Here is a 23,903-nt window from a genome sequence, read left to right as displayed (position 1 = left end):
ATCCGGTGCACCGCCGCCGGGACGAACGGCGCCCACCCCCGCGCCGCCGCCCCACCCCGACGGGAGGCCGCCCGTGAGTACCGACACCGACACCGACATACACACCTCCGCCCCGCCGCCGCCGAAGGCGCCGCCGGAGAAGGGCCGCCGCAAGAGCGCGACCCGCCTCGGCGACCGCGTCTTCGCCGGGCTGTCGAAGGGCTCCGGGATCACCCTGCTGGTGATCATGGGCGCGATCGCGGCCTTCCTCGGGTACCGCGCCTCGCTCGCCCTCGCCAAGAACGAGGGCAACTTCCTCACCACCTTCCAGTGGGACGCCAACGCCGACCCGCCGGTGTTCGGCATCGCGGTGCTGGCCTTCGGCACGATCGTCTCGTCGGTCATCGCCATGGTCATCGCGGTGCCGATCGCGGTGGGCATCGCGCTGTTCATCACCTACTACGCACCGCGCAGGGTGGCGGCGCCCCTCGCGTACGTCATCGACCTGCTGGCCGCCGTCCCCTCGATCGTCTACGGCCTGTGGGGCGCCCTGTTCCTGGTGCCGCACCTCGTCGGCCCGTACGAGTGGCTGGACGACCTCCTGGGCTGGACCGTCGTGTTCTCGTTCGACGGCAGCGCCCCGCGCTCCCTGATGACCGCCGGCATCCTGCTGGCGATCATGATCCTGCCGATCATCACGAACGTCAGCCGCGAGGTCTTCCGGCAGTCGCCGCAGACGCACCAGGAGGCGGCACTGGCGCTGGGCGCCACGCGCTGGGAGCTCATCCGGATGTCGGTGCTCCCCTTCGGGCGCTCCGGCGTCATCTCGGCCTCGATGCTGGGCCTGGGGCGGGCGCTGGGCGAGACGATGGCGGTGGCCACGGTGCTGTCCCCGTCGGCGATCCTGTCGGCGAAGATCCTGCAGCCCGGGGGCGGGACGTTCGCGCAGAACATCGCCTCGGCGTTCAAGGAGGCCGGGGAGTTCGGGCGGGACGCGCTGATCGCCTCCGGCCTGGTGCTGTTCGTCATCACGCTGCTGGTCAACGGCGCCGCCCGGCTGATCATCGCGCGCCGCAAGGAGTACTCGGGAGCGAACGCATGAGCGCGCCCGGGAGCGTCGTGGACCGGGCCGACGCCTTCGCCATCCACCAGCCGCGCCTGCCCCGCTGGGCGCCGGTGGCCGTCGCGGTCGCCGCGGCGGCGGCGGGGGTGGCGGTCGGGCTGGGCGCGGGGCTGGAGAGCCGGGTGCAGTGGGGGCTGATCGCCGCGCTGCTCTTCGTGGCCGGGCTGTACGCCATATCGGCGCGTACGGAGGGCGTCCGCAAGGCGAAGGACCGGCTGGCGACGTCGCTCGTGTGGGGCGCCTTCCTGCTGGCCGTCATCCCGCTGGCGTCGCTGGTCTGGGAGACCGTACGACAGGGCGTCAGGGTCCTCGACGGCTACTTCCTGACGCACTCCATGAACGGCGTCGTCGCCATCGCGCCCGGCGGGGGCATCTACCACGCCCTCCTCGGCACCATTCAGCAGGTCGCGCTGGCCACCGTGATCGCCACCCCGATCGGGCTGCTGACGGCCGTGTATCTCGTCGAGTACGGGGGCGGGCGGCTCGCGAAGGCGGTCACCTTCTTCGTCGACGTCATGACCGGCATCCCGTCGATCGTCGCCGGCCTGTTCATCCTCAGCGTCTGGATCATGGGGCTGGGCTTCGGCTACTCCGGCCTCGCCGGCTCCTTCGCGCTCGCCATCCTGATGATGCCGATCGTCGTGCGCTCCACCGAGGAGATGCTGAAGCTCGTCCCGAACGAGCTGCGCGAGGCGTCGTACGCCCTGGGCGTACCGAAGTGGAAGACCATCCTCAAGGTCGTCCTGCCCACCTCCCTCGGCGGCATCACGACCGGCGTGATGCTCGCCGTGGCCCGTATCACCGGCGAGACGGCTCCTCTGTTGCTGCTCGTCTTCGGCAACCCCGCCATCAACTCCGACCCCTTCGAGGGCGCCCAGGCGTCGCTGCCGCTCTACATCTACGAGCAGTGGGCCAACGGCAACAGCGCCTCCTTCGACCGCGCCTGGGCCGCCGCCCTGGTGCTCATCATCTTCGTCATGCTCCTCAACCTGTTCGCCCGCCTCATCACCCGTTTCAAGGCTCCGAAGACCGGCCGCTGACCGCCACGTGAGAAAGAGATTCCAGTCCCATGGCCAAACGCATCGACATCGGTGACCTGACCGCCTACTACGGCGACTTCAAGGCGATCGACGGCATCTCGATGTCCGTCGAGCCCAAGTCCGTGACCGCCTTCATCGGGCCGTCCGGCTGCGGCAAGTCCACCTTCCTGCGCACCATCAACCGCATGCACGAGGTCACCCCCGGCGCGCGCGTCGAGGGCGAGGTGCGCCTCGACGGCGACGACCTGTACGGACCGGGCGTCGACCCGGTCGGGGTGCGCCGGGTGGTCGGCATGGTCTTCCAGCGGCCCAACCCCTTCCCGACGATGAGCGTGTACGAGAACGTGGCCGCCGGGCTCCGGCTCAACGGCTCGTACAAGAAGCACGAACTCGACGACGTGGTGGAGAAGTCGCTGCGCGGCGCGAACCTGTGGAACGAGGTCAAGGACCGCCTCAACCGCCCGGGTTCCGGGCTGTCCGGCGGCCAGCAGCAGCGCCTGTGCATCGCCCGCGCCATCGCCGTCGAACCGCAGGTGCTCCTCATGGACGAACCCTGCTCGGCCCTCGACCCGATCTCCACCCTCGCCATCGAGGACCTGATGGCCGACCTGAAGGAGCGGTTCACGATCGTGATCGTCACGCACAACATGCAGCAGGCGGCGCGGGTGTCGGACCGTACGGCGTTCTTCAACCTGTCGGCGGTCGGGGAGCCGGGCCGGCTCATCGAGGTCGGCGACACCGACAAGATCTTCTCCAACCCCGAGGAGAAGGCGACGGAGGACTACATCTCGGGCCGCTTCGGCTGAGACTCGGCCCGCGGGGCGCGTAGGCCGTGCAGAAACGCTTCAGCGCTACTCGAAGGCCAGGTGCACCAGCCAGTACACCGCCGCCGCCACCCCCGCCGCGGCCGGCATCGTGACGAACCACCCCATCACGATGTTCTTCGCCACCCCCCACCGGACGGCCTTCACCCGCTTCGTCGCACCGACGCCCATGATCGCCGAAGTGATCACGTGCGTCGTCGAGATCGGCGCGTGGAACATGAACGACGCCGAGTACATGATCCCCGCCGCCGTCGTCTCGGCGGCGAACCCCTGCGGCGGCTGGAGGTCGATGATCCGCCGCCCCAGCGTCCGCATGATGCGCCAGCCGCCCGCGTACGTACCGAGCGAGAGCATCAGCGCGCACATCACCTTCACCCACCACGGGATGGCGTCGCCCTCGTCCTCGACGTCCGCGATGACCAGCGCCAGCACCACGATGCCCATCGTCTTCTGCGCGTCCTGCAGCCCGTGCCCCAGCGCCATCGCCGCCGCCGAGACCGTCTGCGCCACCCGGAAGCCGCGCTGCGCGCGGCGCGGGGTGGAGCGGCGGAACATCCACATGATCGCGCACATCACCAGATAGCCGACGCACAGGCCGACGATCGGCGAGACGAACATCGGGATGATGATCTTCTCCAGCACCCCGGACCAGAACACCTTCGACGACGCCGCCAGCGCCGCACCGACCATGCCGCCGAAGAGCGCGTGCGAGGACGACGACGGCAGCCCGAGGTACCACGTGATCATGTTCCACGTGATCGCCCCGACCAGGGCGGCGAACAGGATCCACATCCCGTGCGACCCGTGCGGGGTCTCGATCAGCCCTTCGCTCACCGTCTTGGCGACGCCGCTGCCGAGGAAGGCCCCGGCGAAGTTCATCACCGCGGCCATCAGCAGCGCGGCGCGCGGCGTCAGGGCGCGGGTGGAGACGGAGGTCGCGATCGCGTTGGCGGAGTCGTGGAAGCCGTTGGTGTACGTGAAGAAGAGCGCAACCCCGATCGTGACGACAAGCGCGAAGGTGTCCACCGGGCTCAGGACTCCTTGACCGCGATCGTTTCCACGGTGTTCGCGACCTTCTCGAAGGCGTCGGCGGCCTCTTCCAGGACATCGACGATCTGCTTGAGCTTGAGCACCTCGATGGCGTCGTACTTGCCGTTGAAGAGGTGCGCGAGAAGCTTGCGGTGGATCTGGTCGGCCTGGTTCTCCAGCCGGTTGACCTCGATCCAGAACTCCGGCAGGTGGTTGAGCGTACGGAGGTTGGGCATCGCCTCCGCGGTCAGCTCCGCGGCCCGCGCGAGCACCTCGATCTGCTGCTCCACGCCCCGCGGCAGCTCCTCGATCTGGTAGAGGACGACGAGGTCGACGGCCTCCTCCATGAAGTCCATGACGTCGTCGAGGGAGCTGGCGAGACGGTAGATGTCCTCGCGGTCGAAGGGCGTGATGAACGAGGCGTTGAGCTGGTGCAGGATGGCGTGGGTGGCGTCGTCGCCGGCGTGCTCCGCAGCGCGCATCCGCTCGGCGATCTCGGCCCGGGCGGAGGAATCCGCCCCGAGCAGTTCCATCAGGAGCTTCGAGCCCGTCACGATGTTGTCGGCCGAGGCGGCGAACATATCGTAGAAGCTCGTCTCCCTGGGGGTCAGACGAAATCGCACGTGATGATCCTCAGTGCTGCGAATATCGGCGAATAGGTCCTGATGATGCTAGGCGAGCCGCACCTGCGGAGCGAACCGGCTCTGCGGAACAGCCGCAGGACAGAATGCCATGAAGGCGGTATCATATACCCCCTGAGGGTATATCGTGCACGGTTCGCATACGGTGGTAGGCACACAGCGATACGCGCCGGGGCGGATCGAGGGATGGGAAACGGAAGGACGGGCACGTGACCGACACCACGGCAACGACGACCCCCGCCGGGACGGCGCCGGGCTCCGGCCCACACGGGTACAGCAAGGACAAAGAGGCCCACCTCAAGAGACTCCGCCGGATCGAGGGCCAGGTCCGCGGTCTGCAGCGGATGGTCGAGGAAGACGTCTACTGCATCGACATACTCACGCAGGTCTCCGCGAGCACCAAGGCGCTGCAGTCCTTCGCGCTCCAGCTTCTGGAGGAGCACCTGCGGCACTGCGTCGCCGACGCCGCCGCCCGGGGCGGCGACGAGATCGACGCGAAGGTCGAGGAGGCCACCGCCGCGATCGCCCGGATGCTGCGGGCGTAGCGCCGGGCGGGCAGCCGGCCGCTGCTGCTGCGCGCGTACGGGCCGCGCGCAGCGCCCGCGGCCCGCTCCGCCGCACACGGCTGCGATCCGTGCCCTTCGCTACATGTCCCGAGCGCCGTCCCGCCGCGCCGTGTACCCCTGCGCCATGTACCCCGTGCGCCACGTGCCCCGTCGCTACGGCGTGATCTCCTGCCGGCCGCGCCTGCGGTCCAACTCGGAGCCGCGCCGCTCGGCTTCCACCCTCAGCACCTCGTCGATGCGGTCGTCGCTCAGCCGCTCTTCCGGTGCACTCGTCGCCGCGATGATCAATTCACCGCACAACTCGATTTCGGCGAGAGCCACATGGTCCTGGACAGCCGACCCCCGACCCACGTGCAATCACCCCACTTCCCCATGCACACCCGCCGGCAGCCGGGCTCACCGCTCAGAGTAGGTAGGGCGGCACAGTCCGCGCATGACACGTCTGGACCATTTACGGCCCCGGCTTTCCCGGGCGAATCCCGACGCCCCCGCGCAAACGACCGGAATCAACTCCCGCTAGGACGCGGGCTGTTGGCCGCCCTGGCGAACCGTTCCGGCATAGATGTCGCGATCCGCGGGCAACGCCACCTCGGCCGGCGCCCCGAAGTCGTAGGTTTCGACGGTCGACGCCACCCGCACCGGTGAGTCGCCGGACAGCGCGAACTCGTGCCGCACCCGGCGCGGCCGGCCGTCCTCGTCCAGATACGCGTCGAAGGCCACCGCGTCCTGGACGAACCCCTCGGCCGCGGCCGCCAGCGCCCCGCGCGCGTACGGGGACGCCGCGCGGGCGGCGCGGCCGAGGTCGGCCGTGCCCTCGTAGTGCCGTACGACGCTGTCGCCGACGCGCTCCTCGCCCACGTACCGCACCTCGCTGGCGCCGCGCAGCAGTTCCGCGGCGGTCAGCGGGTCGGTGGCGCCGTTGGTGACGAGGTTGCCGTCGGAGAGCCGGGTCGTGTCGAGCCGGAGCCACTTGTCGGCGGGGACGCCGGCGCCGCGGTTCTTCATGTACAGCTCGCCGACCGCGTACAGCTCCGTGATCGGCTCCTCCTCCGTCTGCGGCATCACCACGCGCAGCAGGCCGCGCCGGCCCGCGTAGTCGAAGGCGCCGTCGCCGCTGACGGTGACGCGGGTGCCGCCGCTGATCATCTCCATCGCCGTACGCGCGCGGGAACTGCCCGCGCCGGCCAGCGCGTCGGCGGCGCGCTGCACGGCGGTCAGCGGGTCGCCGCCCGGGTGTTCGTCGGCCGCGGCGCCGCGCTCGGAGCAGCCGGCGGTGGCGGACAGGGCCGCGGCGGCGAGGGCGCCGAGGAGCGCGAGCGCGACCGCGGGCCGCGCCGCGGGGGCGGCGCCGGGGCGGGCCTTGGGGGCGGTGCCGGGGCGTGCGGGCGTGGTGCCGGTACCTACGGTCCGCCGCTGCTCCGCCGCCATCTCTCGCTACCCCCGGCCGGTGTTTCCTCCGGTTCGCTTAACGATGTGGAGGGGGCACCGTCACGGTCTTTCCCACCGCGGTACCGTGACCGCGTGCTCAGCGACGGACCCGGCGGCGGGCCGGGTGACCCCCAGGGCGGCGCGGGTTCCGACGGCCCGTACCGCGGCGGCACGCACCGCACGTCGACCGCCGAGCAGGGCGCGTTCGCCTTCGCCCGCTGCACCTGCGGCTGGACGGGGCCTGCCCGCCGCGCCCGCTCCCGGGCCCGTACGGACGCCGCGGACCACCTCCCGGACGGCATCGGCTGACTGACCCCGGCGCCAGGCTTTGCTACTTGGGGGTAGCGAAGGGTGGACACGATGCGCTGTGCTGTCCCGATGGACAGGCGCACAGTGCTCCGTACCGCCCTCGCCACCGCCGCAGGCGTGGGTGCCGCCGGCGTCGCCGGCTGCTCGGGCGACGACGACGGCGGAAAGCCCGACCCCAAGCCCGGCGGCTCCCACTCCGGTTCCGGCAGCGGCCCGGCCACAGGACCGCCGGACTGGCCCGCGCTCGGGCAGTCCCTCGCCGGCCGCCTCGTCCTCCCCGGGCACGACGACTACCGCGTCGCCGCCCAGCAGTACAACACCCGCTTCGACGACCTGCGCCCCGCCGCCGTCGCGTACGTCGACCACGCCGACGACGCCGCCGAGTGCCTGCGCTTCGCCCGCGCCGCCGGCGTCCCCGTCGCCGTACGCAGCGGCGGCCACTCCTACGCCGGCTTCTCCAGCGGCAACGGCCGCCTCGTCGTCGACGTCTCCGCCCTCTCCGGCATCGACGCCGACTCCGACACCGCCACCGTCGGCGCCGGGGCGCGCACCATCGACGTCTACGAGGTCCTCGCCGTCCGCGGCCGGACCATACCCGCCGGCTCCTGCGCGACGGTCGGCATGGCCGGCCTCACCCTCGGCGGCGGCCACGGGGTCGTCTCGCGCGCGTACGGACTCACCTGCGACCACCTCCGCGGCGCCACCGTCGTCACCGCCGACGGCAAGACCGTCGAGTGCTCGGCGGACGAGAACGAGGACCTGTTCTGGGCGCTGCGCGGCGCCGGCGGCGGCAACTTCGGGGTCGTCACCGAACTGCGCTACGACACCCGCGAGGCCTCGGACGTCGTCGCCGCGAACATGGTGTGGCCCTGGTCGAAGGCCGAGGCGCTGCTCACGACCTGGCAGCAGTGGGGCCCGGACCAGCCCGACGAGCTGTGGTCCGCCGTCCACTTCGGCAACACCCGCGGCGGCGAGCCGACGATCTCCGTGGCCGCGATGTCGCTGGGCACCGAGGACGACATGCACGCCGCCGTCGACTTCCTCGCCGACCAGGCCGGCGGCCCCGGGCCCGCCGAGGACGTCTCCATCGGCCCGCAGTCGTACATCCACGCCATGCGCTCGTACGCGGGCTGCGCCCAGGCCGACCGCGAGCAGTGCCGGCTCCAGGGCAGCGTCCCGGGCCGCAACGCGCGCGGCATCCTGCAGCGCGACACGTTCGCGGCGCGCTCCGACTTCTACGACGAGCCGCTGGGCGCCGGCGGCATCGGCACGCTGCTGGACCGGGCGGAGAAGGCGTCGCGGTCGGCGGACGCGCTGTTCATCCTCACCGCGCTGGGCGGGGCGGTGAACCGGGTGCCGGTGGCGGACACGGCGTTCGTGCACCGCGGGTCGCGGGTGCTGGCGCAGTACATCTCGTCGTGGGACGAGGGCGAGGACGGCGGTCCCGGCGAGCGGTGGCTGGCGGACACGCACGCGGCGATGCGGGAGCACGCCTCGGGGGCGGCATACCAGAACTACACGGATCCGGAGCTGCGGAAGTGGCGCGGCGCGTACTACGGTCCCGCGGCGGAGCGGCTGGCGAAGGTGAAGAAGCGGTACGACCCGGAGCGGCTGTTCGACTTCGACCAGGCGGTGTAGGCGCCGGGGGGCGTGGGCGCCGGGGTGTGGGCGTCACGCGGTGTAGCGGCCGGGCGCGGAGAACTTCGGGGGGCGCATGGGCGCACGCGCCCGGCGTGGACTGCTTCCGTACGCGCCGGGCCCCGGCCTCCGTAGCCGCCCGGGAGCCCGCACCCGTACCCGCTACGCCGCCAACTCGTCGCCGTCCCGGCCGCCTCCGCCCCGCTCCAGCGGCTCCGTCCGCGGCGCGGGGACCGCGCCGGGACCCGTCGCCGGCTCCCGGTCCCGGTCGGCGTACGCCGCCTCCGGGTCGCCGACGAGCCACTCGGGCGCCCGTCTCACCAGCGGCATCAACCCGGCCGTCGCCGCCGGTGCGAGCAGCAGCGCCACCGACGTGCCGAGCGCGATGCCGCCGACGACGTCCGAGGGGTAGTGCACGCCCAGGTAGACGCGGCTCAGCGCCTCCAGCAGCGCGAGCGCCAGCGCGGCGAGCCCGTATCGCTTGCTCGCCATGAAGATGCCGACCGCCAGCGCCATGGCGACCGACGTGTGGTCGCTGACGAACGAATACCCGGTGGTGCCGGGCAGCAGGACCTCCAGGCCCTCGTGCTCCCGGAACGGCCGCGGGCGCTCAACGATCTCGCGGATCGGGATGTTCGCGAGCAGCGCGAGCGCCGCCGCGAGCGGGCCCCACAGCAGCGCGGTCACGGCCGGCACCGCGCCCGTACGCCGGCGCGCGCGCCACCAGCACACGACCAGCAGCACGCCGAGCAACCCGATCAGTCCGTACTCGCCGAGGAACGCCGCCCCGCGGTCGAACCAGGGCGGCGTGGAGTCCGCAACGCCGTTGATGTCGAACAGCACGGAAACGTCGGCGTTCGACCCGCTCGGGGGTGCCCCCGCCAGGTGCAGCGAACGCATGTCCACTCGGCTCCTCTCCCCACCCGTTTCCCGCTGATCGGCGACTGCCGTCTTCCCTATTGCAACGGTGCCGCTCGCCCTTTGCAACGGCGCCGCGACGGTCGGCGTTCCGCTTGCGACCGAAAGATCACCGGGAGGTTATCGAAGAGTGACCGTCCGTGCGGCCCTTACGGCGACCGCGCGCGGCGGCGCGTCGCACGTCAGCGCTTCGGCAGCGCCTCCGCGCCCGCCTCCGTGACCCGGGTCGCGCCGAAGTAGTCCGGCGAGTCGATCGGATCGAAGCGGATCACGGCGCCGGTGTAAGGGGCGTCGATCATGTAGCCGCCCCCTACATACAGGCCGACGTGGTGGATGGAGCGCGAGTCGTTCATGTCGTACGCGAAGAACACCAGGTCGCCGGGCAGCAGTTCGTCCCTGCTCGGGTGCGGCCCGGCGTTCCACTGGTCGTTCGCCACCCGCGGCAGCTCGATGTCCACGGAGGCGTACGCCGCCTTCGTCAGCCCCGAGCAGTCGAACCGGCCGCCCTCCTCCGGCGTGCCGTCACCGCCCCACAGATAGGGCGTGCCGAGCTTCTCCTGCGCGTAGTGGATGGCGCCCGCGGCCTGCTTCGACGGCGACAGGCGGGAGGTGGGGGCGGCGAAGCTCTCCTCCAGCGCACGGATGATCTGCACGTAGTTCTGCGTCTCGCGGTACGGGGGCACGCCGTTGTACTTGATGACGGCGTACGGTCCCGCGTTGTACGCGGCGAGCATGTTCTCGGTCGGGTCGCCGGGCACGTCCTCGACGTAGCCGGCGAGCTTGCAGTCGTACGTCGCCGCCGACGGGATGGCGTCCTCGGGGTCGTTGATGTTGCGCTCGCCGTCGCCGTTGGCGTCGATACCGTGGGTGGCCCAGGTGCCGGGCATGAACTGCGCGATGCCCCGCGCGTCCGCGGGGCTGACGGCGTTGGGGTCCCAGCCGCTCTCCTGGTACAACTGCGCCGCGAGCAGGGCGGGGTTGAGGGACGGGCAGAGGTTGCCCCACTCCTGCACCAGCGACTGGTACGTGGCGGGCACAGCACCCTTCGCCAGGCCGACGCCGCGGCCGGCGAGACCGGACGCGGCGGTGTACGTGCCGACGACGAGCAGGGCCAGGAACGACAGGACCATCCCCGACCCCAGCGCCACGAACAGCCAGAGCTTGCGCACCCCTCAACCATCCCTCATCGGGCCCCGGCTGTCTGCCCGTTCCCTGCTCAACGTCCCTTGCCCGTACGGCCCTTCGCGCACAGCGCCGCGTCGGCCGCCCCCTGGAGGTCCGCCAGCCGGTCGCCCTCGGCGGCCCACGTGGTGGTGTAGACGGTGACCGTCCCGCGCCCCCGGTCGGCCCGCCCGCCGGCGACGGAGTCGCCGGGCAGGTCGCCGCCGTGGCCCCAGTACACGCCGCCGCAGCTCAGCGGGAAGGACGCCACGCCGTAGCCGTACCGGCTGCCCTCGGGGTAGGTGTCCTGGCCGCCGACGTCGGTGGTGTCGTGGGTCATCGCCCGCAGCGCCCAGCCGGGCAGGAGTCTGCCGCCGAAGAGGGCGTCCCAGAAGGCGTTCTGGTCCTTCGGCGTGGTCACGAGGCCGCCGGAGGCGCCGAACTCGTAGCCGGGCAGCTCGGTCACATCGGTGACGCCGGCCCCGGGATCGGTCGGGTCGACGCCGTAGTTGCGGGCGTGCGGGCCGCGCAGCGTCAGCTCGCCCTTCGCGGGCCAGTACGTGTCCTTCAGGTGCAGCGGCTCGATGAGGGTGCGTTCGATGTACGTGCGGTAATCCTCGCCGGTGACCTGATTGATCAGCAGGCCGAGCGCGAGGTAGTTGGTGTTGGAGTAGCCCCAGCGGGCGCCGGGTGCGAAGTCGGCGGGGTGGTCGAGGGCGAGCGCGAGGTACTCCTCCTCGGTGCCGGCACGGCTCCAGTCGACGAACTGCAGGTACTCCGGCAGCCCGCTGGTCTGCTTGAGCAGGTGCCGCACGGTGACGCCGGTGCCGGCGAGCTGCGGCACGTACCGCGCGGCGGGCGCGTCCAGCCGCACCTCGCCCGCGGCGACGAGCCGCATGACGGCGGTGGCGGTGAACGCCTTGGTGTTGCTGGCCATCCGGTAGCGGCCCTCGGCGCCGACCATGGGCCGCCCGGTGGCGGTGTCGGCGACGCCCGCGGTACGGGTCGTGCGGCCGTCGTACGCGAGGGCGCCGGGGACGCCGTCGCGCTCGACGAGGGCGTCGAGGCGGCGCTGTACGGGGTCGGGGGCGCCCCCGGCGCCGTGGGCGGCGGCGACGGGCGCGGCGGCGCCGGCGACGACGGCGGCGAGGAGGGCGGCGGCCCCGGCGCGGCGGGCGGCGGTGCGGGTACGGGTGCGGGTGCGGGTGCGGTTCACGGCTGTCTCCCTGGGTCGTGGTGTGGCGGGCTCCACCCTCGTCCCCGTACGCCCTGTGATCACTGGTGCCGACCGCCGGACCCGTGGTGGCGCCAGCACCACCCCCGCCCGTGCCGTACGGCCACCTTCGCCCGCCCTCACCAGGGGTGTTGACATAGAGAACACTCCAAGTGGTGCACTCGCCGCGTCCGACCAGACCGGCACCCGGAGGCCCGTTCCCCATGACCCACGACTCGCCCGTCACCCTTGTCACCGGCGGTGGCAGCGGCATCGGCGCCGCCGCCGCCCGCCAACTCCTCGCCCGCGGCGGCCGCGTCGCCGTCACCGGCCGCGGCGCCGAGCGGCTGCGCCGGTTCGCCAAGGACGCCGGCGACCCGCCGGAGCTGCTGACCCTGCCGGGCGACGCCTCCGACCACGAGGCGGTGGCCGAGGCGGTGCAGGCGACGCTCACGGCGTTCGGCCGGCTCGACGCGGTCGTCGCCAACGCCGGCTTCGCCAGCCACGACGACCTCGGCACCGGCGACCCGGCCGGCTGGCGCGACATGGTGCTCACCAACGTCCTGGGCCCCGCGCTGCTCATCCGCAGCTCGCTGGAGGCGCTGCGCGAGACCCGCGGGCGGATCGTCATCGTCGGCAGCGTCGCGGGCTTCGTCCACACCCCGGGCAACATCTACGGCATCACCAAGTGGGCGATGACGGGGCTGGCGGAGAACACCCGCCGCATGGTGACCGGCGACGGCATCGGCGTCACGCTCGTCGCCCCCGGCCGCACCGACACGCTCTTCTGGGACGGCATGGGCGGGGCGCCGGAGGGCATGGAGATGATGACGTCCGACCAGGTCGCCGAGTCGATCGTCTGGGCGCTGAACCAGCCGGAGGGCGTCGACGTCAACACGGTCGTCATGCGCCCCATCGGCCAGCCCGTGTAAGGCACTCGGACGCGCTACCGGCGCGCCCCCGCGTACGCCCTCGCCCGCCCGCCGCCGCACCCCGGCGCCCGGCGGGCGCGCCGCGTCAGGCCGCGGCCGACAGCGGCGCGCCGTCCTCCGCGCCCACCGCATCCTCCACCGCCGACGACGCGGCCGACGACGCGGCCGACGACGACAACGCCCCCGGCCCGGCGGCCTCGTGCAGGGACGCCCCGACGCCGCTGACCGCGCCGACGAGCACCACGACCCCCGAGACGACCGTCATCCCTTCGAACACATCCGCCGCCTTCCCTAGGGCCTGTTTGAGTCAAATCCCCCAACGAGGCCCGCCCGGCGCCCGTCACCGCGGCACCCACTCTTCACATATTCCGATTCGGCGCAGGTCGGACAAGCCGACCGCCTCCCCGACCCCGCAAGCACGCAGCGTTGCCAATAGTCACCTAACGTGATACACACAGGAAAGTCGGCGGAGAGCGCCGAACACCCTTGTGAAATCCCCGCGGTTGACGCCAAATCGACTCTCACGAGGGCATCATCAGGGAGGATGGACAATGACTCCTGCCGTCCACCCCGGACGGCAACACAGCGCATGGGGCGGTGAGTTACGACATGTTCCTGGCAGCCGACAAGGGCGACATCAACACCATCATCGGCGGTATCGCCCCTGACTGGGGCCCCTTCGGAAGCCTGGGCCAAGAAGCGCGCGTGATGATCGAAGTGGTCATGGCGGTCGCGATCCTGCTGTGCCTGGGCATCGCGATCTGGGGCGCGGCCAAGCAGCGCATCGGCGCGACCGCGCTGCGCGACACGTTCAGCGCGGAGCAGGGCAAGGGGCTGATCGTGGCGGGTCTGACGGGAGTGTTCATCATCGGCTCCCTCGGCACCGTGTTCACGATCGTGTACGGAATGGCGGTGTAGGCCGGGCCGTGACTTCAGGGCCAGGCGTACGGCGAACGGCGGTGCGGCACACGGCGACGGGACGTCGCCCGAGCCCGCGACCCGGGAGGCAACCACCCCCCGGCCGCGGCCCGGGGACCCCCGTAGGACGTCAGACGGCGCACCGCTACCTTTTTGTGCCTACGGCACGCCGGTGCAACGGGGCACCGGCGCACGGAAGGGGGGACCCGGCATGAGCCACGACGACGACTACGTCGACTACGCCACCCCCGAACCCGGCACCCGCACCCGCTTCGCCGAAGGCGACAACGACGCCCGCTACGACACCCGCCGCGGCGGCCGCGTCTCGCCGTCCCGCGCGATGGTCACGGTCGTGGGCGTCGTGGTCCTCCTCATCGCGGCGATCGCTTTCGCGAACCGCGGCGGCAACACGGAAGACAACCCCGAATCCGCCGCCAACCCCGACACCAGAGCCGAACCCACCTCCCCCACAGGCGACACCCCGGTCAAATCCCCCACCAACGGCATCCCCACAGGCTTCCCCCAATCCGCAGAGGGCGCCCAGTCGGCGGCGGCGAACTTCGCCGTCGCGCTCGGCGGCGACCAGATGTTCACGCCCGAAGGGCGACACGAGCTCGTCGATGCCCTCTACACACCGGAACTGGCGGAGAAGACCAAGACCGGCATGGACGCCGCGTACAACGAAGACTTCCTCGCCAACCTCGGCCTCGACGCCGAGGGCGAGCCCCCCTCCGGGATGACCTTCATCTCCCGGACGGTCCCGATCGGCACGACCGTCAAGGAGTACGAGGACGGCAGGGCCACCGTCGCCGTCTGGTACACGGGCCTGATCGGCCTGGCGGGCCCCGACTCGGACGTGCCCGTACGCACCACCTGGCACACCTGGACCTTCGAACTCCAGTGGTCGGACGGCGACTGGAAGATCGCCGCCGACTCCCAGAAGCGGGGCCCCGCCCCCGTCCCCGGTGACGTACCGGCGGCGACCGACGAGCAGATCGAGGACGCCGTCGAGCAGTTCGGAGGCTTCACCTATGCCCGGTAGCCCGCGGCGCCGCGTCGCCTCAGCCCTGGCCCTGCTCGCCGGCGCGCAGGCGACCCTCCTGCTCGCCGCCCCCCGCGCCCTCGGCGCCGTACCCGCGCAGGACGACGGCGGCGCCTGCGACAGCCTCATCGGGCCCGCCCGGGACTACTGCGAAAAGGAAGACGACGGGGGCCGCTCCGCGCCCAACTCCCCCGGTGACGTCACCGAATCCGTCGATCCGCTGTCCTCGTTGGCGAAGGGGTGTGCCGAAGCCGCCGCCTGGACCATCGACAAGCTCTCCGACGCCGTCAACTCCACCACCACCGTCGACTTCACCAACGCCACCTTCCTGCGCCAGTACGCCGTCGTCTTCGCCGCCTCCACCATCCTCACCCTCACCCTCTGGCTCCTCGCCGTCGCCAAGCGCGCCATCCGCGGCGTCCCCCTCGGCGAAGCCCTCGGCGAGGCCATCGGCTTCCTCTGGCTGACCGTCCTCGCCTCCGCCTTCACCCCCCTCGTCCTCTACACCCTCGTCACCGCCACCGACTCCGTCACGGAAGCCATCGCATCCGGTACGTCGTCCAACACCGACACCTTCTTCGGCGGCTTCTCGGAAGCGCTCAAGAAGGGCGAGGACATCGGCGGCGGCCCGATCATGCTCATCGTCGTCTCCCTCGTGTCCGTGCTCGCCGCAGGCGTGCTCTGGCTGGAGCTCGTCATCCGCGCCGCCCTCCTCTACGTCGGCGCCCTCCTCGGCACCGCCGTCTACGCCGGGCTCGTCGACAAGAACATGTGGCACCACGTCCGCCGCTGGGCCGGGATCATGATCGCCGTGATCCTCGTCAAGCCGGTCATCGTCATCGTCCTGGGCCTCGCCGGCGCCCTCTCCGCCGAGGAAGGACCCGACGCCTTCTCCGCCGTCGTCTCCGGCCTCGCGATCATCCTGCTCGCCATCTTCGCCAGCGCGATGATCTACCGCTTCGTGCCCGGCTTCGGTGACGAGATCATGACCGCCAAGCAGGGCCGCCGCGCCACCTCCGCCAACCCGGCCTCCGCCGTCATGGCCACCCCCGCCGCCCTCGTCACCGCCGGCATGAAGACCCACGGCTCCCGCACCTCGTCGTCGGGACCCGCCGGCGGCGCCACCGGCGAGTCCCGCTCCGCGGCCAAGCCCGCCAACCCCGTCGCCGGCGGCGTCTCCGCCCACAGCACCCGCCCACAGCAGTCCGCCCCGCCCAAGCCGAGCACCGCCAACCACAGCACCGGCGGCTCCGGTTCCGGCTCGCAGGGCGGCCGCAGCGTGCCCCCGCAGTCCGCCCAACAGCCCGGAAACAGGAGGTGACCTGCGGTGACCACGCACGACACACCACCGATCACCCCCCGTCGCACGTACCTCATCGGCAAGGCCCGCCCCAACGCCATCGTCGGCCGCAACCGCGAGACCGGCGAGATCGGCATGATCATCGGCGGCGCCTTCCTCGGCATGATGTGCGGCCTCCTCGTCCCCGTGCTGACGCTGCGCATCGTGCTGCTGATGGGCTTCCCGCTGCTCGCCCTCGCCGCCGTCTACGTCCCGTACCGGGGCCGCACCTTCTACCGCTGGTTCGAGATCAGCCGCAGCCACCGCCGCCTCCTGCGCAGCGGCGCCGCCGTCTACCGCTCCGGCGCCCAGGAAGCCGGCACCCGCCTCAACGGCGAGGAGGTCGCCGTCGGCACCCCGCCCGGCATCGGCCGCATCAGCTGGATGGTCGCCCCCTTCGGCCCCGACGAGATCGCCGTCCTGCTGCACGCGGACCGCCGCACCGTCACCGCCGTGATTGAGATCGAAGGCCCCGGCGTCGGCCTGCGCGACAGCGAGGACCAGGAAGCCCTCGTCGACCGCTTCGGGACGCTGCTCAAGCACGCCGCCAACGGCGACGGCTTCGTACGCCGCCTGCAGATGCTCGCCCGTACGCTGCCCGCCGACCCCGACGCACACGCCAAGGACGTCTCGCAGCGCGGCGACCCGCGCGCGCCGCAGTGGATAAAGGGCTCGTACGACCAGCTCCAGTCGATGGTCTCCACCTCCTCCGAGCAGCACCGCGCGTACCTCGTCGCCTGCATGCCGTACACCCGCGACCTCGGCCAGGAGGCCACGGTCATGGGCCGCGCGACCAAGCAGAGCCGCGACGAGTGCATCGCCGTCATCATGGCCCGCGAGCTGGGCGACATCTGCGCCCGTCTCACCGAGGCCGACATCCGGGTACGGCAGCCGCTGGGCATCGCGCGGCTCTCGGCCCTCGTGCACTCCATGTACGACCCGGACCACCCCATCGACCACATCCAGGCCATGACCCAGCGCAACGCCTGGCCGGCAGAACTGGACGCCGTAGACCCGCAGTACCTGCGCGCCAAGACCCGCGAGTCGGCGACCCGCGACCCCTGGTGCCACTCCACGGCGTGGGTGAAGGAATGGCCGATGACCCCGGTCGGCGTCAACTTCCTCGCCCCGCTCCTCGTCCACACCCCGGACGTCATCCGCACGGTCGCCGTATGCATGGACCTGGAGCCCACAGAAGTGGCCATCGAGCGGATGCTGACGGAGAAGACGAACGACGACGCGGAGGCGTCCCGGCAGGCGAAGATGAACCGCGTCGTCGACCCCCGGGACATCGCCCACCACGAGCGCATCGACCAGCGCGGCGAGGACCTCGCCTCCGGCGCCGCCGGCGTCAACATCGTCGGCTACCTCACGGTCTCCGCCCGCTCCCCCGAGGCTCTCGCCCGCGACAAGCGCACGATCCGCGCCTCGGCGGGGAAGTCATACCTGAAACTGGAATGGTGCGACAGAGAGCACCACCGCGCCTTCGTGAACACCCTGCCTTTCGCGACCGGGATCAGGTGACCCCCATGGCCCAGCGGTTGATGCTCCCCCACGACAGGGAACGCGCGGCGCACCGCGCCCCCTCGCCCCCTGCCCCGGTCCCCGCCCGGAAGGGCACCCCGTGCGAGCGCGGGCACCGCCGCGCGTTCGTCGACACCCCGCCCTCCGCGACCGGGATCAGGTGACCCCCCATGGCCGACCTCCTCGATCTGGCGACGCGCGCCTTCGCGGGCTTCGTCTTCGGCAAGACGGAGACCCAGCGGCTGCCCGTGCGCACCTCCTCCGCGCAGGCGCAGGCCGTCTATCTCCCCACCGCCGCGCCCGGCCTGGGCGACTCCGGCGTGATCATCGGCCGCGAGGTCTACAGCGGCAAGGGCTACATCTACGACCCCTTCCAGCTCTACGGCCAGCAGCTCCCCGCGCCGCACTGGCTGGTGCTCGGCGAGTCGGGTAACGGCAAGTCCGCGCTGGAGAAGACCTACGTCCTGCGCCAACTGCGCTTCCGCGACCGCCAGGTCGTCGTGCTCGACGCCCAGGGCGAGGACGGCGTCGGCGAATGGGCGCTCATCGCGCAGGAGCTCGGCATCACCCCGATCCGCCTCGACCCCCTCGCGGCCCTCGACAGCGGCATCCGCCTCAACCCGCTCGACCCGGCGATCACCACCACCGGCCAGCTCGCCCTGCTCCGTACGATCATCGAAGTCGCCACCGGCAGCGGCCTGGACGAGCGCTCCGGCTTCGCCCTCAAGGTCGCCCACGGTCACGTCACCGCGACCGTCACCGACCGCCAGCCGGTGCTCACCGACATCGTCGAGCAGCTCCGCCATCCGGCGCCGACCGCCGCCGAGGCCATGAACGTCGACGTCGAGGACGTCCGCAACTGGGGCCTGGACGTCGCCCTCGTCCTCGACCGCCTGGTCGACGGCGACCTGCGCGGCATGTTCGACGGCCCGACGACCGTCGGCATCGACCTCGACTCGCCGCTCATCATCTTCGACCTCTCCCACATCGACCGGAACTCGATCGCCATGCCGATCCTCATGGCGATCGTCGGCGTGTGGCTGGAGCACACCTGGATCCGCCCCGACCGCAAGAAGCGCATCTTCCTGGTCGAAGAGGCGTGGCACATCATCAACTCCCCTTTCGTCGCCCAGCTCTTCCAGCGGCTGCTGAAGTTCGGCCGCCGGCTCGGCCTCTCCTTCGTCGCCGTCGTGCACCACTTGTCGGACGTCGTGGACGGAGCCGCGGCGCGGGAGGCGGCGGCGATCCTGAAGATGGCGTCGACACGTACGATCTACGCCCAGAAAGCCGACGAGGCCCGCGCGACGGGGAAGGTCCTCGGACTGCCGCGCTGGGCCGTCGAGATCATCCCGAGCCTGACGCCCGGCATCGCCGTCTGGGACGTCAACGGCAACGTGCAGGTCGTCAAGCACCTGGTGACCGAGGCCGAACGGCCGCTGGTCTTCACCGACCGGGCGATGACGGAGTCCGCTCCGGTACCGGCCCTGGAGGCGGCGGACGACACCGGCCCGGTGGTGATGGCGAAGGAATCGACGGTGGCCTGAGATGGCGCAGGGTCGCGGTGGACGAAACCGGGGCGGCGGGCAGCATGGCAGCCCGGAGCGGGGCATCCCCGACGCCCTGCTCCTCGGCGTTCTGGCGTTCCTGCTCGGCCTGACGATCCTGGCGTGGACGGCGACGGGTCTGTCCGGGCTGCTGGCGCACGGCGCGTGGCCGGACGGCGTCACGTTCACACGGACGCCGCTGGCGATGCGCGAGTTGGTCTCCGAGCCGCACGACCTCCCGGCCGCCTGGCCGGACACGCCGCGCGCGTCCCTGTCTGGGTGGGGGCTGTTCTGGGGCGTGTTCATCAGCCAGTTGATGGTGCTCGGCACGTTCACGCTCGTGGGGATGACGACGATGGCGAGCTGGCGGGCGCGCCGGGCGGCGGCACGAAAGGCGGCCGCGGGAGACGAGGCGCTGGCAGGCGGCCTGGAGAACCGGTACGCGGACCAGGACCGGTACGAGGACACGGAGTCCGCGCCACAGCCCTCGCCCCAGCGCAGACCGCCCGTACGACCCACGCAGGAGCCACGCCCGCAGCCCACGCGGCCCCTCCCCACCGTTCCGCGGCAGGGCCGAAGCCAGCCCTCGACCGGACTGCCGCCGGCACACGCGGGCCCGCTGGTGTTCCGCAAGGGCAGCCCGACGGCGATGGCGGTCACCCGGGAGACGCTGCTGGGAGCAGAGGGTCCCGCGCTCGTCATCACCTCGGACGCCACCCTGTGGGCGGACACCAAGGACGCCCGCGGCAAGCTCGGCCCCGTCCTCGTCTACGACCCGGGCCAGCTCTGCGACACCCCGGACCGGCTCCGCTGGTCCCCGGCCGCCGGCTGCGCAGACCGCGGTACGGCTTCCGAGCGAGCGGCAGCCCTCCTCCGCCCGGTACGCCCCCAGCACCGCACGGACACCACGGTGGCGGACACCGCGGAGACGATGCTGGCGTGCTGGCTCCACGCCGCCGCCGTAGGGGACCGCCCCTTCGCCCAGGTCCACCGCTGGGCCCAGGGCACAGGCGCCCACGAGCCGGTGGGCATCCTGCGCTCGGTGCCCGAGGCGGCGTCGGGGGCGGCCGGCGAGCTGGAGTCGGCGCTGACCGGGCATCCGGAGCGGCGGGACGCGGCGGCGGAGCTGGTGGCGACTGCGTTGGAGGGCATGTCGTCGATCCACATGCGCAACGCTTCCAAACCGACCCGAGCAGATTCGCTCGTATTGGAGTCATTCATCGACGAAGGGGGAACGCTCTATCTGGTGGGTGAAGCCATCGAGGGCCCCCGGTCCCGCCCGGGTGCGATGCCACTACTCACCGCCCTCGCCACAGACGTGGTCGAGCACGGCCGCCGCATGGCCGCAGGGTCATCCACCGGCCGGCTCGACCCACCACTCACCCTCGTCCTCGACGACGTAGCCGCAGTCGCCCCCCTCGCCCACCTCCCCGCCCTCCTCACCGAAGGCGACCGCGAGGGACTGCCCACGCTGGCCACGATGCGCTCGCCGGAGCAGGCGCGCAGCCGCTGGCCGGGGCTGTCGCTGGGGGTGTGAGGGGTGCAGAAATGACTCAACCCCCGGACGGTGTCCGGGGGTTGAGTACTAAAGATTGTTCGGCGGTGACCTACTCTCCCACACGGTCCCCCATGCAGTACCATCGGCGCGGTCGGGCTTAGCTTCCGGGTTCGGAATGAGACCGGGCGTTTCCCCAACGCTATGACCACCGAAACACTATGAAACTATCCCCCACACCCCTCATACCGGCAGAACACCGGTACAGGTTTGTGTGGGTGGGTTGTTGTTTCAGAACCCGCACAGTGGACGCAAGCAGCTATGGACAAGCCCTCGGCCTATTAGTACCGGTCACCTCCACCCCTCACAGGGCTTCCAGATCCGGCCTATCAACCCCGTCGTCTACAGGGGGCCTTAACCCCTCATGGGGGTGGGAGTCCTCATCTCGAAGCAGGCTTCCCGCTTAGATGCTTTCAGCGGTTATCCCTCCCGAACGTAGCCAACCAGCCATGCCCTTGGCAGAACAACTGGCACACCAGAGGTCCGTCCGTCCCGGTCCTCTCGTACTAGGGACAGCCCTTCTCAAGACTCCTACGCGCGCAGCGGATAGGGACCGAACTGTCTCACGACGTTCTAAACCCAGCTCGCGTGCCGCTTTAATGGGCGAACAGCCCAACCCTTGGGACCGACTCCAGCCCCAGGATGCGACGAGCCGACATCGAGGTGCCAAACCATCCCGTCGATATGGACTCTTGGGGAAGATCAGCCTGTTATCCCCGGGGTACCTTTTATCCGTTGAGCGACGGCGCTCCCACAAGCCACCGCCGGATCACTAGTCCCTGCTTTCGCACCTGCTCGACCCGTCAGTCTCGCAGTCAAGCTCCCTTGTGCACTTACACTCACCACCTGATGACCAACCAGGCTGAGGGAACCTTTGGGCGCCTCCGTTACTCTTTAGGAGGCAACCGCCCCAGTTAAACTACCCACCAGACACTGTCCCCGATCCGGATCACGGACCCAGGTTAGACATCCAACACGACCAGAGTGGTATTTCAACGACGACTCCACAACCACTGGCGTGGCCGCTTCACAGTCTCCCACCTATCCTACACAAGCCGAACCGAACACCAATATCAAGCTATAGTAAAGGTCCCGGGGTCTTTCCGTCCTGCTGCGCGAAACGAGCATCTTTACTCGTAATGCAATTTCACCGGGCCTATGGTTGAGACAGTCGAGAAGTCGTTACGCCATTCGTGCAGGTCGGAACTTACCCGACAAGGAATTTCGCTACCTTAGGATGGTTATAGTTACCACCGCCGTTTACTGGCGCTTAAGTTCTCAGCTTCGCCGGATCGAAACCCGACTAACCGGTCCCCTTAACGTTCCAGCACCGGGCAGGCGTCAGTCCGTATACATCGCCTTACAGCTTCGCACGGACCTGTGTTTTTAGTAAACAGTCGCTTCTCGCTGGTCTCTGCGGCCACCCCCAGCTCCCCGCGTAAAACGGATCACCAGAAGCGGCCCCCTTCTCCCGAAGTTACGGGGGCATTTTGCCGAGTTCCTTAACCATAGTTCACCCGAACGCCTCGGTATACTCTACCTGACCACCTGAGTCGGTTTAGGGTACGGGCCGCCATGAAACATCGCTAGAGGCTTTTCTCGACAGCATAGGATCATCCACTTCACCACAATCGGCTCGGCATCAGGTCTCACCCTCATGTTGCACGGATTTACCTGCACAACGGGCCACACCCTTACCCCGGGACAACCACCGCCCGGGCTGGACTACCTTCCTGCGTCACCCCATCACTCACCTACTACAAGCTCGGATCACCGGCTCCACCACACCCACCCTCACCCGAAGGATCAGACAGGGGGCTTCACGGGCTTAGCATCACCTGATTCGATGTTTGGCGCTTCACAGCGGGTACCGGAATATCAACCGGTTATCCATCGACTACGCCTGTCGGCCTCGCCTTAGGCCCCGACTTACCCTGGGCAGATCAACTTGACCCAGGAACCCTTAGTCAATCGGCGCACACGTTTCCCACGTGTGTATCGCTACTCATGCCTGCATTCTCACTCGCGAACCGTCCACCACTACCTTCCAGTGCGGCTTCACCCGGCACACGACGCTCCCCTACCCAACAACACACCCGTTAAGGCTATCTGTGCTGCTGACACGACTTCGGCGGTACGCTTGAGCCCCGCTACATTGTCGGCGCGGAATCACTTGACCAGTGAGCTATTACGCACTCTTTCAAGGATGGCTGCTTCTAAGCCAACCTCCTGGTTGTCTCTGCGACTCCACATCCTTTCCCACTTAGCATACGCTTAGGGGCCTTAGTCGATGCTCTGGGCTGTTTCCCTCTCGACCACGGAGCTTATCCCCCGCAGTCTCACTGCCGCGCTCAACTTACCGGCATTCGGAGTTTGGCTAAGGTCAGTAACCCGGTAAGGCCCATCGCCTATCCAGTAGCTCTACCTCCGGCAAGCAACACACGACGCTGCACCTAAATGCATTTCGGGGAGAACCAGCTATCACGGAGTTTGATTGGCCTTTCACCCCTAACCACAGGTCATCCCCCAGGTTTTCAACCCTGGTGGGTTCGGGCCTCCACGACCTCTTACAGCCGCTTCACCCTGCCCATGGCTAGATCACCCCGCTTCGGGTCTAGAGCGTGCAACTCACATCGCCCAGCTAGGACTCGCTTTCGCTACGGCTACCCCACACGGGTTAACCTCGCTACACACCGCTAACTCGCAGGCTCATTCTTCAAAAGGCACGCAGTCACGACCGAAGTCCCCGAAAGAACAACGGCGACGCTCCCACGGCTTGTAGGCACACGGTTTCAGGTACTCTTTCACTCCGCTCCCGCGGTACTTTTCACCATTCCCTCACGGTACTATCCGCTATCGGTCACCAGGGAATATTTAGGCTTAGCGGGTGGTCCCGCCAGATTCACACGGGATTTCTCGGGCCCCGTGCTACTTGGGTGGTTCACAACGAGCCGCACACATTTCAACTACGGGGGTCTTACCCTCTACGCCGGGCCTTTCGCATGCCCTTCGTCTACATATGCGGTTTCTCACTCGCCGACCAGCCGGCAGACCAGTCACGTAAACTCCCACAACCCCGCCCGCGCAACCCCTGCCGGGTATCACACACAAACGGTTTAGCCTCATCCGGTTTCGCTCGCCACTACTCCCGGAATCACTATTGTTTTCTCTTCCTGCGGG

The 23,903-nt window shown here is 70.0% G+C and carries 21 protein-coding genes and 2 rRNA genes (1 of these 23 only partly in view); 13 read left to right on the top strand and 10 right to left on the bottom strand.

Going from position 1 to position 23,903, the window contains the following annotated elements; translation table 11 throughout:
- Positions 1 to 73 precede the first annotated feature (73 nt).
- Genes pstC through pstB form a run of 3 tightly spaced genes read left to right on the top strand, consistent with a single transcriptional unit; the run spans position 74 to position 2,948 of the window.
- The gene (gene pstC / locus OG946_RS19730) at positions 74 to 1,081 is read left to right on the top strand and encodes a phosphate ABC transporter permease subunit PstC (RefSeq protein WP_442814421.1); all 1,008 of its coding nucleotides are present in this window, start codon (positions 74 to 76) and stop codon (positions 1,079 to 1,081) included.
- The gene (pstA, locus tag OG946_RS19725; protein WP_326797380.1) at positions 1,078 to 2,142 is read left to right on the top strand and encodes a phosphate ABC transporter permease PstA; all 1,065 of its coding nucleotides are present in this window, start codon (positions 1,078 to 1,080) and stop codon (positions 2,140 to 2,142) included. Before pstC ends, pstA begins: the two co-directional genes overlap by 4 nt.
- 29 nt (positions 2,143 to 2,171) lie before the next feature.
- Entirely contained in the window at positions 2,172 to 2,948 is a 777-nt protein-coding gene (pstB, locus tag OG946_RS19720) for a phosphate ABC transporter ATP-binding protein PstB (RefSeq protein WP_326797379.1), read from the top strand.
- A gap of 45 nt (positions 2,949 to 2,993) precedes the next feature.
- On the opposite strand, the gene OG946_RS19715 is transcribed toward pstB, so the two are convergent.
- Together OG946_RS19715 and OG946_RS19710 are read right to left on the bottom strand one after the other, a co-directional pair.
- The gene (locus OG946_RS19715) at positions 2,994 to 3,992 is read right to left on the bottom strand and encodes an inorganic phosphate transporter (RefSeq protein WP_326797378.1); all 999 of its coding nucleotides are present in this window, start codon (positions 3,990 to 3,992) and stop codon (positions 2,994 to 2,996) included.
- Between the two features lie 5 nt (positions 3,993 to 3,997).
- Positions 3,998 to 4,618 (bottom strand): DUF47 domain-containing protein, encoded by a 621-nt coding sequence (locus OG946_RS19710; protein WP_026276740.1) that lies wholly within the window; start codon positions 4,616 to 4,618, stop codon positions 3,998 to 4,000.
- 227 nt (positions 4,619 to 4,845) lie between these two features.
- On the opposite strand from OG946_RS19710, the gene OG946_RS19705 reads away from it, so the two are divergent.
- A complete protein-coding gene (locus OG946_RS19705; protein WP_326797377.1) occupies positions 4,846 to 5,181 on the top strand; it encodes a metal-sensitive transcriptional regulator in 336 nt (111 codons plus the stop codon).
- Positions 5,182 to 5,355: 174 nt separating this feature from the next.
- Here the strand turns inward: OG946_RS19705 and OG946_RS19700 are convergent, their stop codons facing one another.
- Together OG946_RS19700 and OG946_RS19695 are read right to left on the bottom strand one after the other, a co-directional pair.
- Positions 5,356 to 5,559, bottom strand: a complete 204-nt coding sequence (locus OG946_RS19700; protein ID WP_442814419.1) for a hypothetical protein — start codon at positions 5,557 to 5,559, stop codon at positions 5,356 to 5,358.
- 159 nt (positions 5,560 to 5,718) lie between these two features.
- Positions 5,719 to 6,630 (bottom strand): hypothetical protein, encoded by a 912-nt coding sequence (locus OG946_RS19695; RefSeq protein ID WP_326797375.1) that lies wholly within the window; start codon positions 6,628 to 6,630, stop codon positions 5,719 to 5,721.
- 93 nt (positions 6,631 to 6,723) lie between these two features.
- On the opposite strand from OG946_RS19695, the gene OG946_RS19690 reads away from it, so the two are divergent.
- Both OG946_RS19690 and OG946_RS19685 read left to right on the top strand, forming a co-directional pair.
- On the top strand, positions 6,724 to 6,939 hold the full coding sequence (locus OG946_RS19690) for a hypothetical protein (protein ID WP_326797374.1): 216 nt from the start codon (positions 6,724 to 6,726) through the stop codon (positions 6,937 to 6,939).
- A 69-nt stretch (positions 6,940 to 7,008) separates the two neighbouring features.
- A complete protein-coding gene (locus tag OG946_RS19685) occupies positions 7,009 to 8,577 on the top strand; it encodes an FAD-binding oxidoreductase (RefSeq protein ID WP_326797373.1) in 1,569 nt (522 codons plus the stop codon).
- Positions 8,578 to 8,739: 162 nt separating this feature from the next.
- Here the strand turns inward: OG946_RS19685 and OG946_RS19680 are convergent, their stop codons facing one another.
- The 3 genes from OG946_RS19680 to OG946_RS19670 form a co-directional block, all read right to left on the bottom strand.
- Positions 8,740 to 9,483: a phosphatase PAP2 family protein gene (locus OG946_RS19680; protein ID WP_326797372.1), complete on the bottom strand. Its 744-nt coding sequence runs from the start codon at positions 9,481 to 9,483 to the stop codon at positions 8,740 to 8,742.
- 194 nt (positions 9,484 to 9,677) lie between these two features.
- Positions 9,678 to 10,664 (bottom strand): C40 family peptidase, encoded by a 987-nt coding sequence (locus OG946_RS19675; RefSeq protein WP_326797371.1) that lies wholly within the window; start codon positions 10,662 to 10,664, stop codon positions 9,678 to 9,680.
- A gap of 47 nt (positions 10,665 to 10,711) precedes the next feature.
- Positions 10,712 to 11,872 carry a serine hydrolase domain-containing protein gene (locus OG946_RS19670; RefSeq protein ID WP_326797370.1) on the bottom strand — a complete coding sequence of 387 codons (1,161 nt, stop codon included), beginning with the start codon at positions 11,870 to 11,872 and terminating at the stop codon, positions 10,712 to 10,714.
- Between the two features lie 221 nt (positions 11,873 to 12,093).
- On the opposite strand from OG946_RS19670, the gene OG946_RS19665 reads away from it, so the two are divergent.
- Positions 12,094 to 12,801, top strand: a complete 708-nt coding sequence (locus tag OG946_RS19665) for an SDR family oxidoreductase (protein ID WP_326797369.1) — start codon at positions 12,094 to 12,096, stop codon at positions 12,799 to 12,801.
- A gap of 85 nt (positions 12,802 to 12,886) precedes the next feature.
- On the opposite strand, the gene OG946_RS19660 is transcribed toward OG946_RS19665, so the two are convergent.
- Complete coding sequence (locus OG946_RS19660) at positions 12,887 to 13,066, bottom strand: hypothetical protein (RefSeq protein WP_326797368.1); 180 nt, start codon at positions 13,064 to 13,066, stop codon at positions 12,887 to 12,889.
- A gap of 344 nt (positions 13,067 to 13,410) precedes the next feature.
- On the opposite strand from OG946_RS19660, the gene OG946_RS19655 reads away from it, so the two are divergent.
- The 6 genes from OG946_RS19655 (at position 13,411) to OG946_RS19630 (ending at position 20,705) form a co-directional block, all read left to right on the top strand.
- Positions 13,411 to 13,719 carry a hypothetical protein gene (locus tag OG946_RS19655; protein ID WP_018840935.1) on the top strand — a complete coding sequence of 103 codons (309 nt, stop codon included), beginning with the start codon at positions 13,411 to 13,413 and terminating at the stop codon, positions 13,717 to 13,719.
- Between the two features lie 211 nt (positions 13,720 to 13,930).
- Positions 13,931 to 14,761: a hypothetical protein gene (locus OG946_RS19650; protein WP_326797367.1), complete on the top strand. Its 831-nt coding sequence runs from the start codon at positions 13,931 to 13,933 to the stop codon at positions 14,759 to 14,761.
- Positions 14,751 to 16,082: a hypothetical protein gene (locus OG946_RS19645; RefSeq protein ID WP_326797366.1), complete on the top strand. Its 1,332-nt coding sequence runs from the start codon at positions 14,751 to 14,753 to the stop codon at positions 16,080 to 16,082. The genes OG946_RS19650 and OG946_RS19645 overlap by 11 nt, the downstream gene beginning before the upstream one ends.
- Positions 16,083 to 16,088: 6 nt before the next feature.
- A complete protein-coding gene (locus OG946_RS19640; RefSeq protein WP_326797365.1) occupies positions 16,089 to 17,624 on the top strand; it encodes an SCO6880 family protein in 1,536 nt (511 codons plus the stop codon).
- 170 nt (positions 17,625 to 17,794) lie between these two features.
- Complete coding sequence (locus OG946_RS19635) at positions 17,795 to 19,168, top strand: ATP-binding protein (RefSeq protein WP_326797364.1); 1,374 nt, start codon at positions 17,795 to 17,797, stop codon at positions 19,166 to 19,168.
- 1 nt (position 19,169) lies between these two features.
- A complete protein-coding gene (locus tag OG946_RS19630) occupies positions 19,170 to 20,705 on the top strand; it encodes a type VI secretion protein (RefSeq protein ID WP_326797363.1) in 1,536 nt (511 codons plus the stop codon).
- Positions 20,706 to 20,762: 57 nt separating this feature from the next.
- On the opposite strand, the gene rrf is transcribed toward OG946_RS19630, so the two are convergent.
- Both rrf and OG946_RS19620 read right to left on the bottom strand, forming a co-directional pair.
- Positions 20,763 to 20,879: ribosomal RNA gene (rrf, locus tag OG946_RS19625) — 5S ribosomal RNA — on the bottom strand.
- 105 nt (positions 20,880 to 20,984) lie between these two features.
- Positions 20,985 to 23,903 (bottom strand): 23S ribosomal RNA (locus OG946_RS19620); it runs 210 nt beyond the window's last position.

The organism is Streptomyces sp. NBC_01808, from assembly GCF_035917395.1.
Lineage (GTDB): Bacteria > Actinomycetota > Actinomycetes > Streptomycetales > Streptomycetaceae > Streptomyces.
Note: the sequence above shows the minus strand (reverse complement) of the source record. Positions and strands in the feature narration are given on the sequence as shown.

Coding starts and splice junctions, on each gene's coding strand:
- pstA (WP_326797380.1), top strand. CDS start 1,078: ATGAGCGCGCCCGGGAGCGTCGTGGACCGGGCCGACGCCTTCGCCATC.
- pstB (WP_326797379.1), top strand. CDS start 2,172: ATGGCCAAACGCATCGACATCGGTGACCTGACCGCCTACTACGGCGAC.
- OG946_RS19695 (WP_326797375.1), bottom strand. CDS start 6,630: ATGGCGGCGGAGCAGCGGCGGACCGTAGGTACCGGCACCACGCCCGCA.
- OG946_RS19685 (WP_326797373.1), top strand. CDS start 7,009: ATGGACAGGCGCACAGTGCTCCGTACCGCCCTCGCCACCGCCGCAGGC.
- OG946_RS19665 (WP_326797369.1), top strand. CDS start 12,094: ATGACCCACGACTCGCCCGTCACCCTTGTCACCGGCGGTGGCAGCGGC.
- OG946_RS19660 (WP_326797368.1), bottom strand. CDS start 13,066: ATGACGGTCGTCTCGGGGGTCGTGGTGCTCGTCGGCGCGGTCAGCGGC.
- OG946_RS19655 (WP_018840935.1), top strand. CDS start 13,411: ATGTTCCTGGCAGCCGACAAGGGCGACATCAACACCATCATCGGCGGT.
- OG946_RS19650 (WP_326797367.1), top strand. CDS start 13,931: ATGAGCCACGACGACGACTACGTCGACTACGCCACCCCCGAACCCGGC.
- OG946_RS19645 (WP_326797366.1), top strand. CDS start 14,751: ATGCCCGGTAGCCCGCGGCGCCGCGTCGCCTCAGCCCTGGCCCTGCTC.
- OG946_RS19635 (WP_326797364.1), top strand. CDS start 17,795: ATGGCCGACCTCCTCGATCTGGCGACGCGCGCCTTCGCGGGCTTCGTC.
- OG946_RS19630 (WP_326797363.1), top strand. CDS start 19,170: ATGGCGCAGGGTCGCGGTGGACGAAACCGGGGCGGCGGGCAGCATGGC.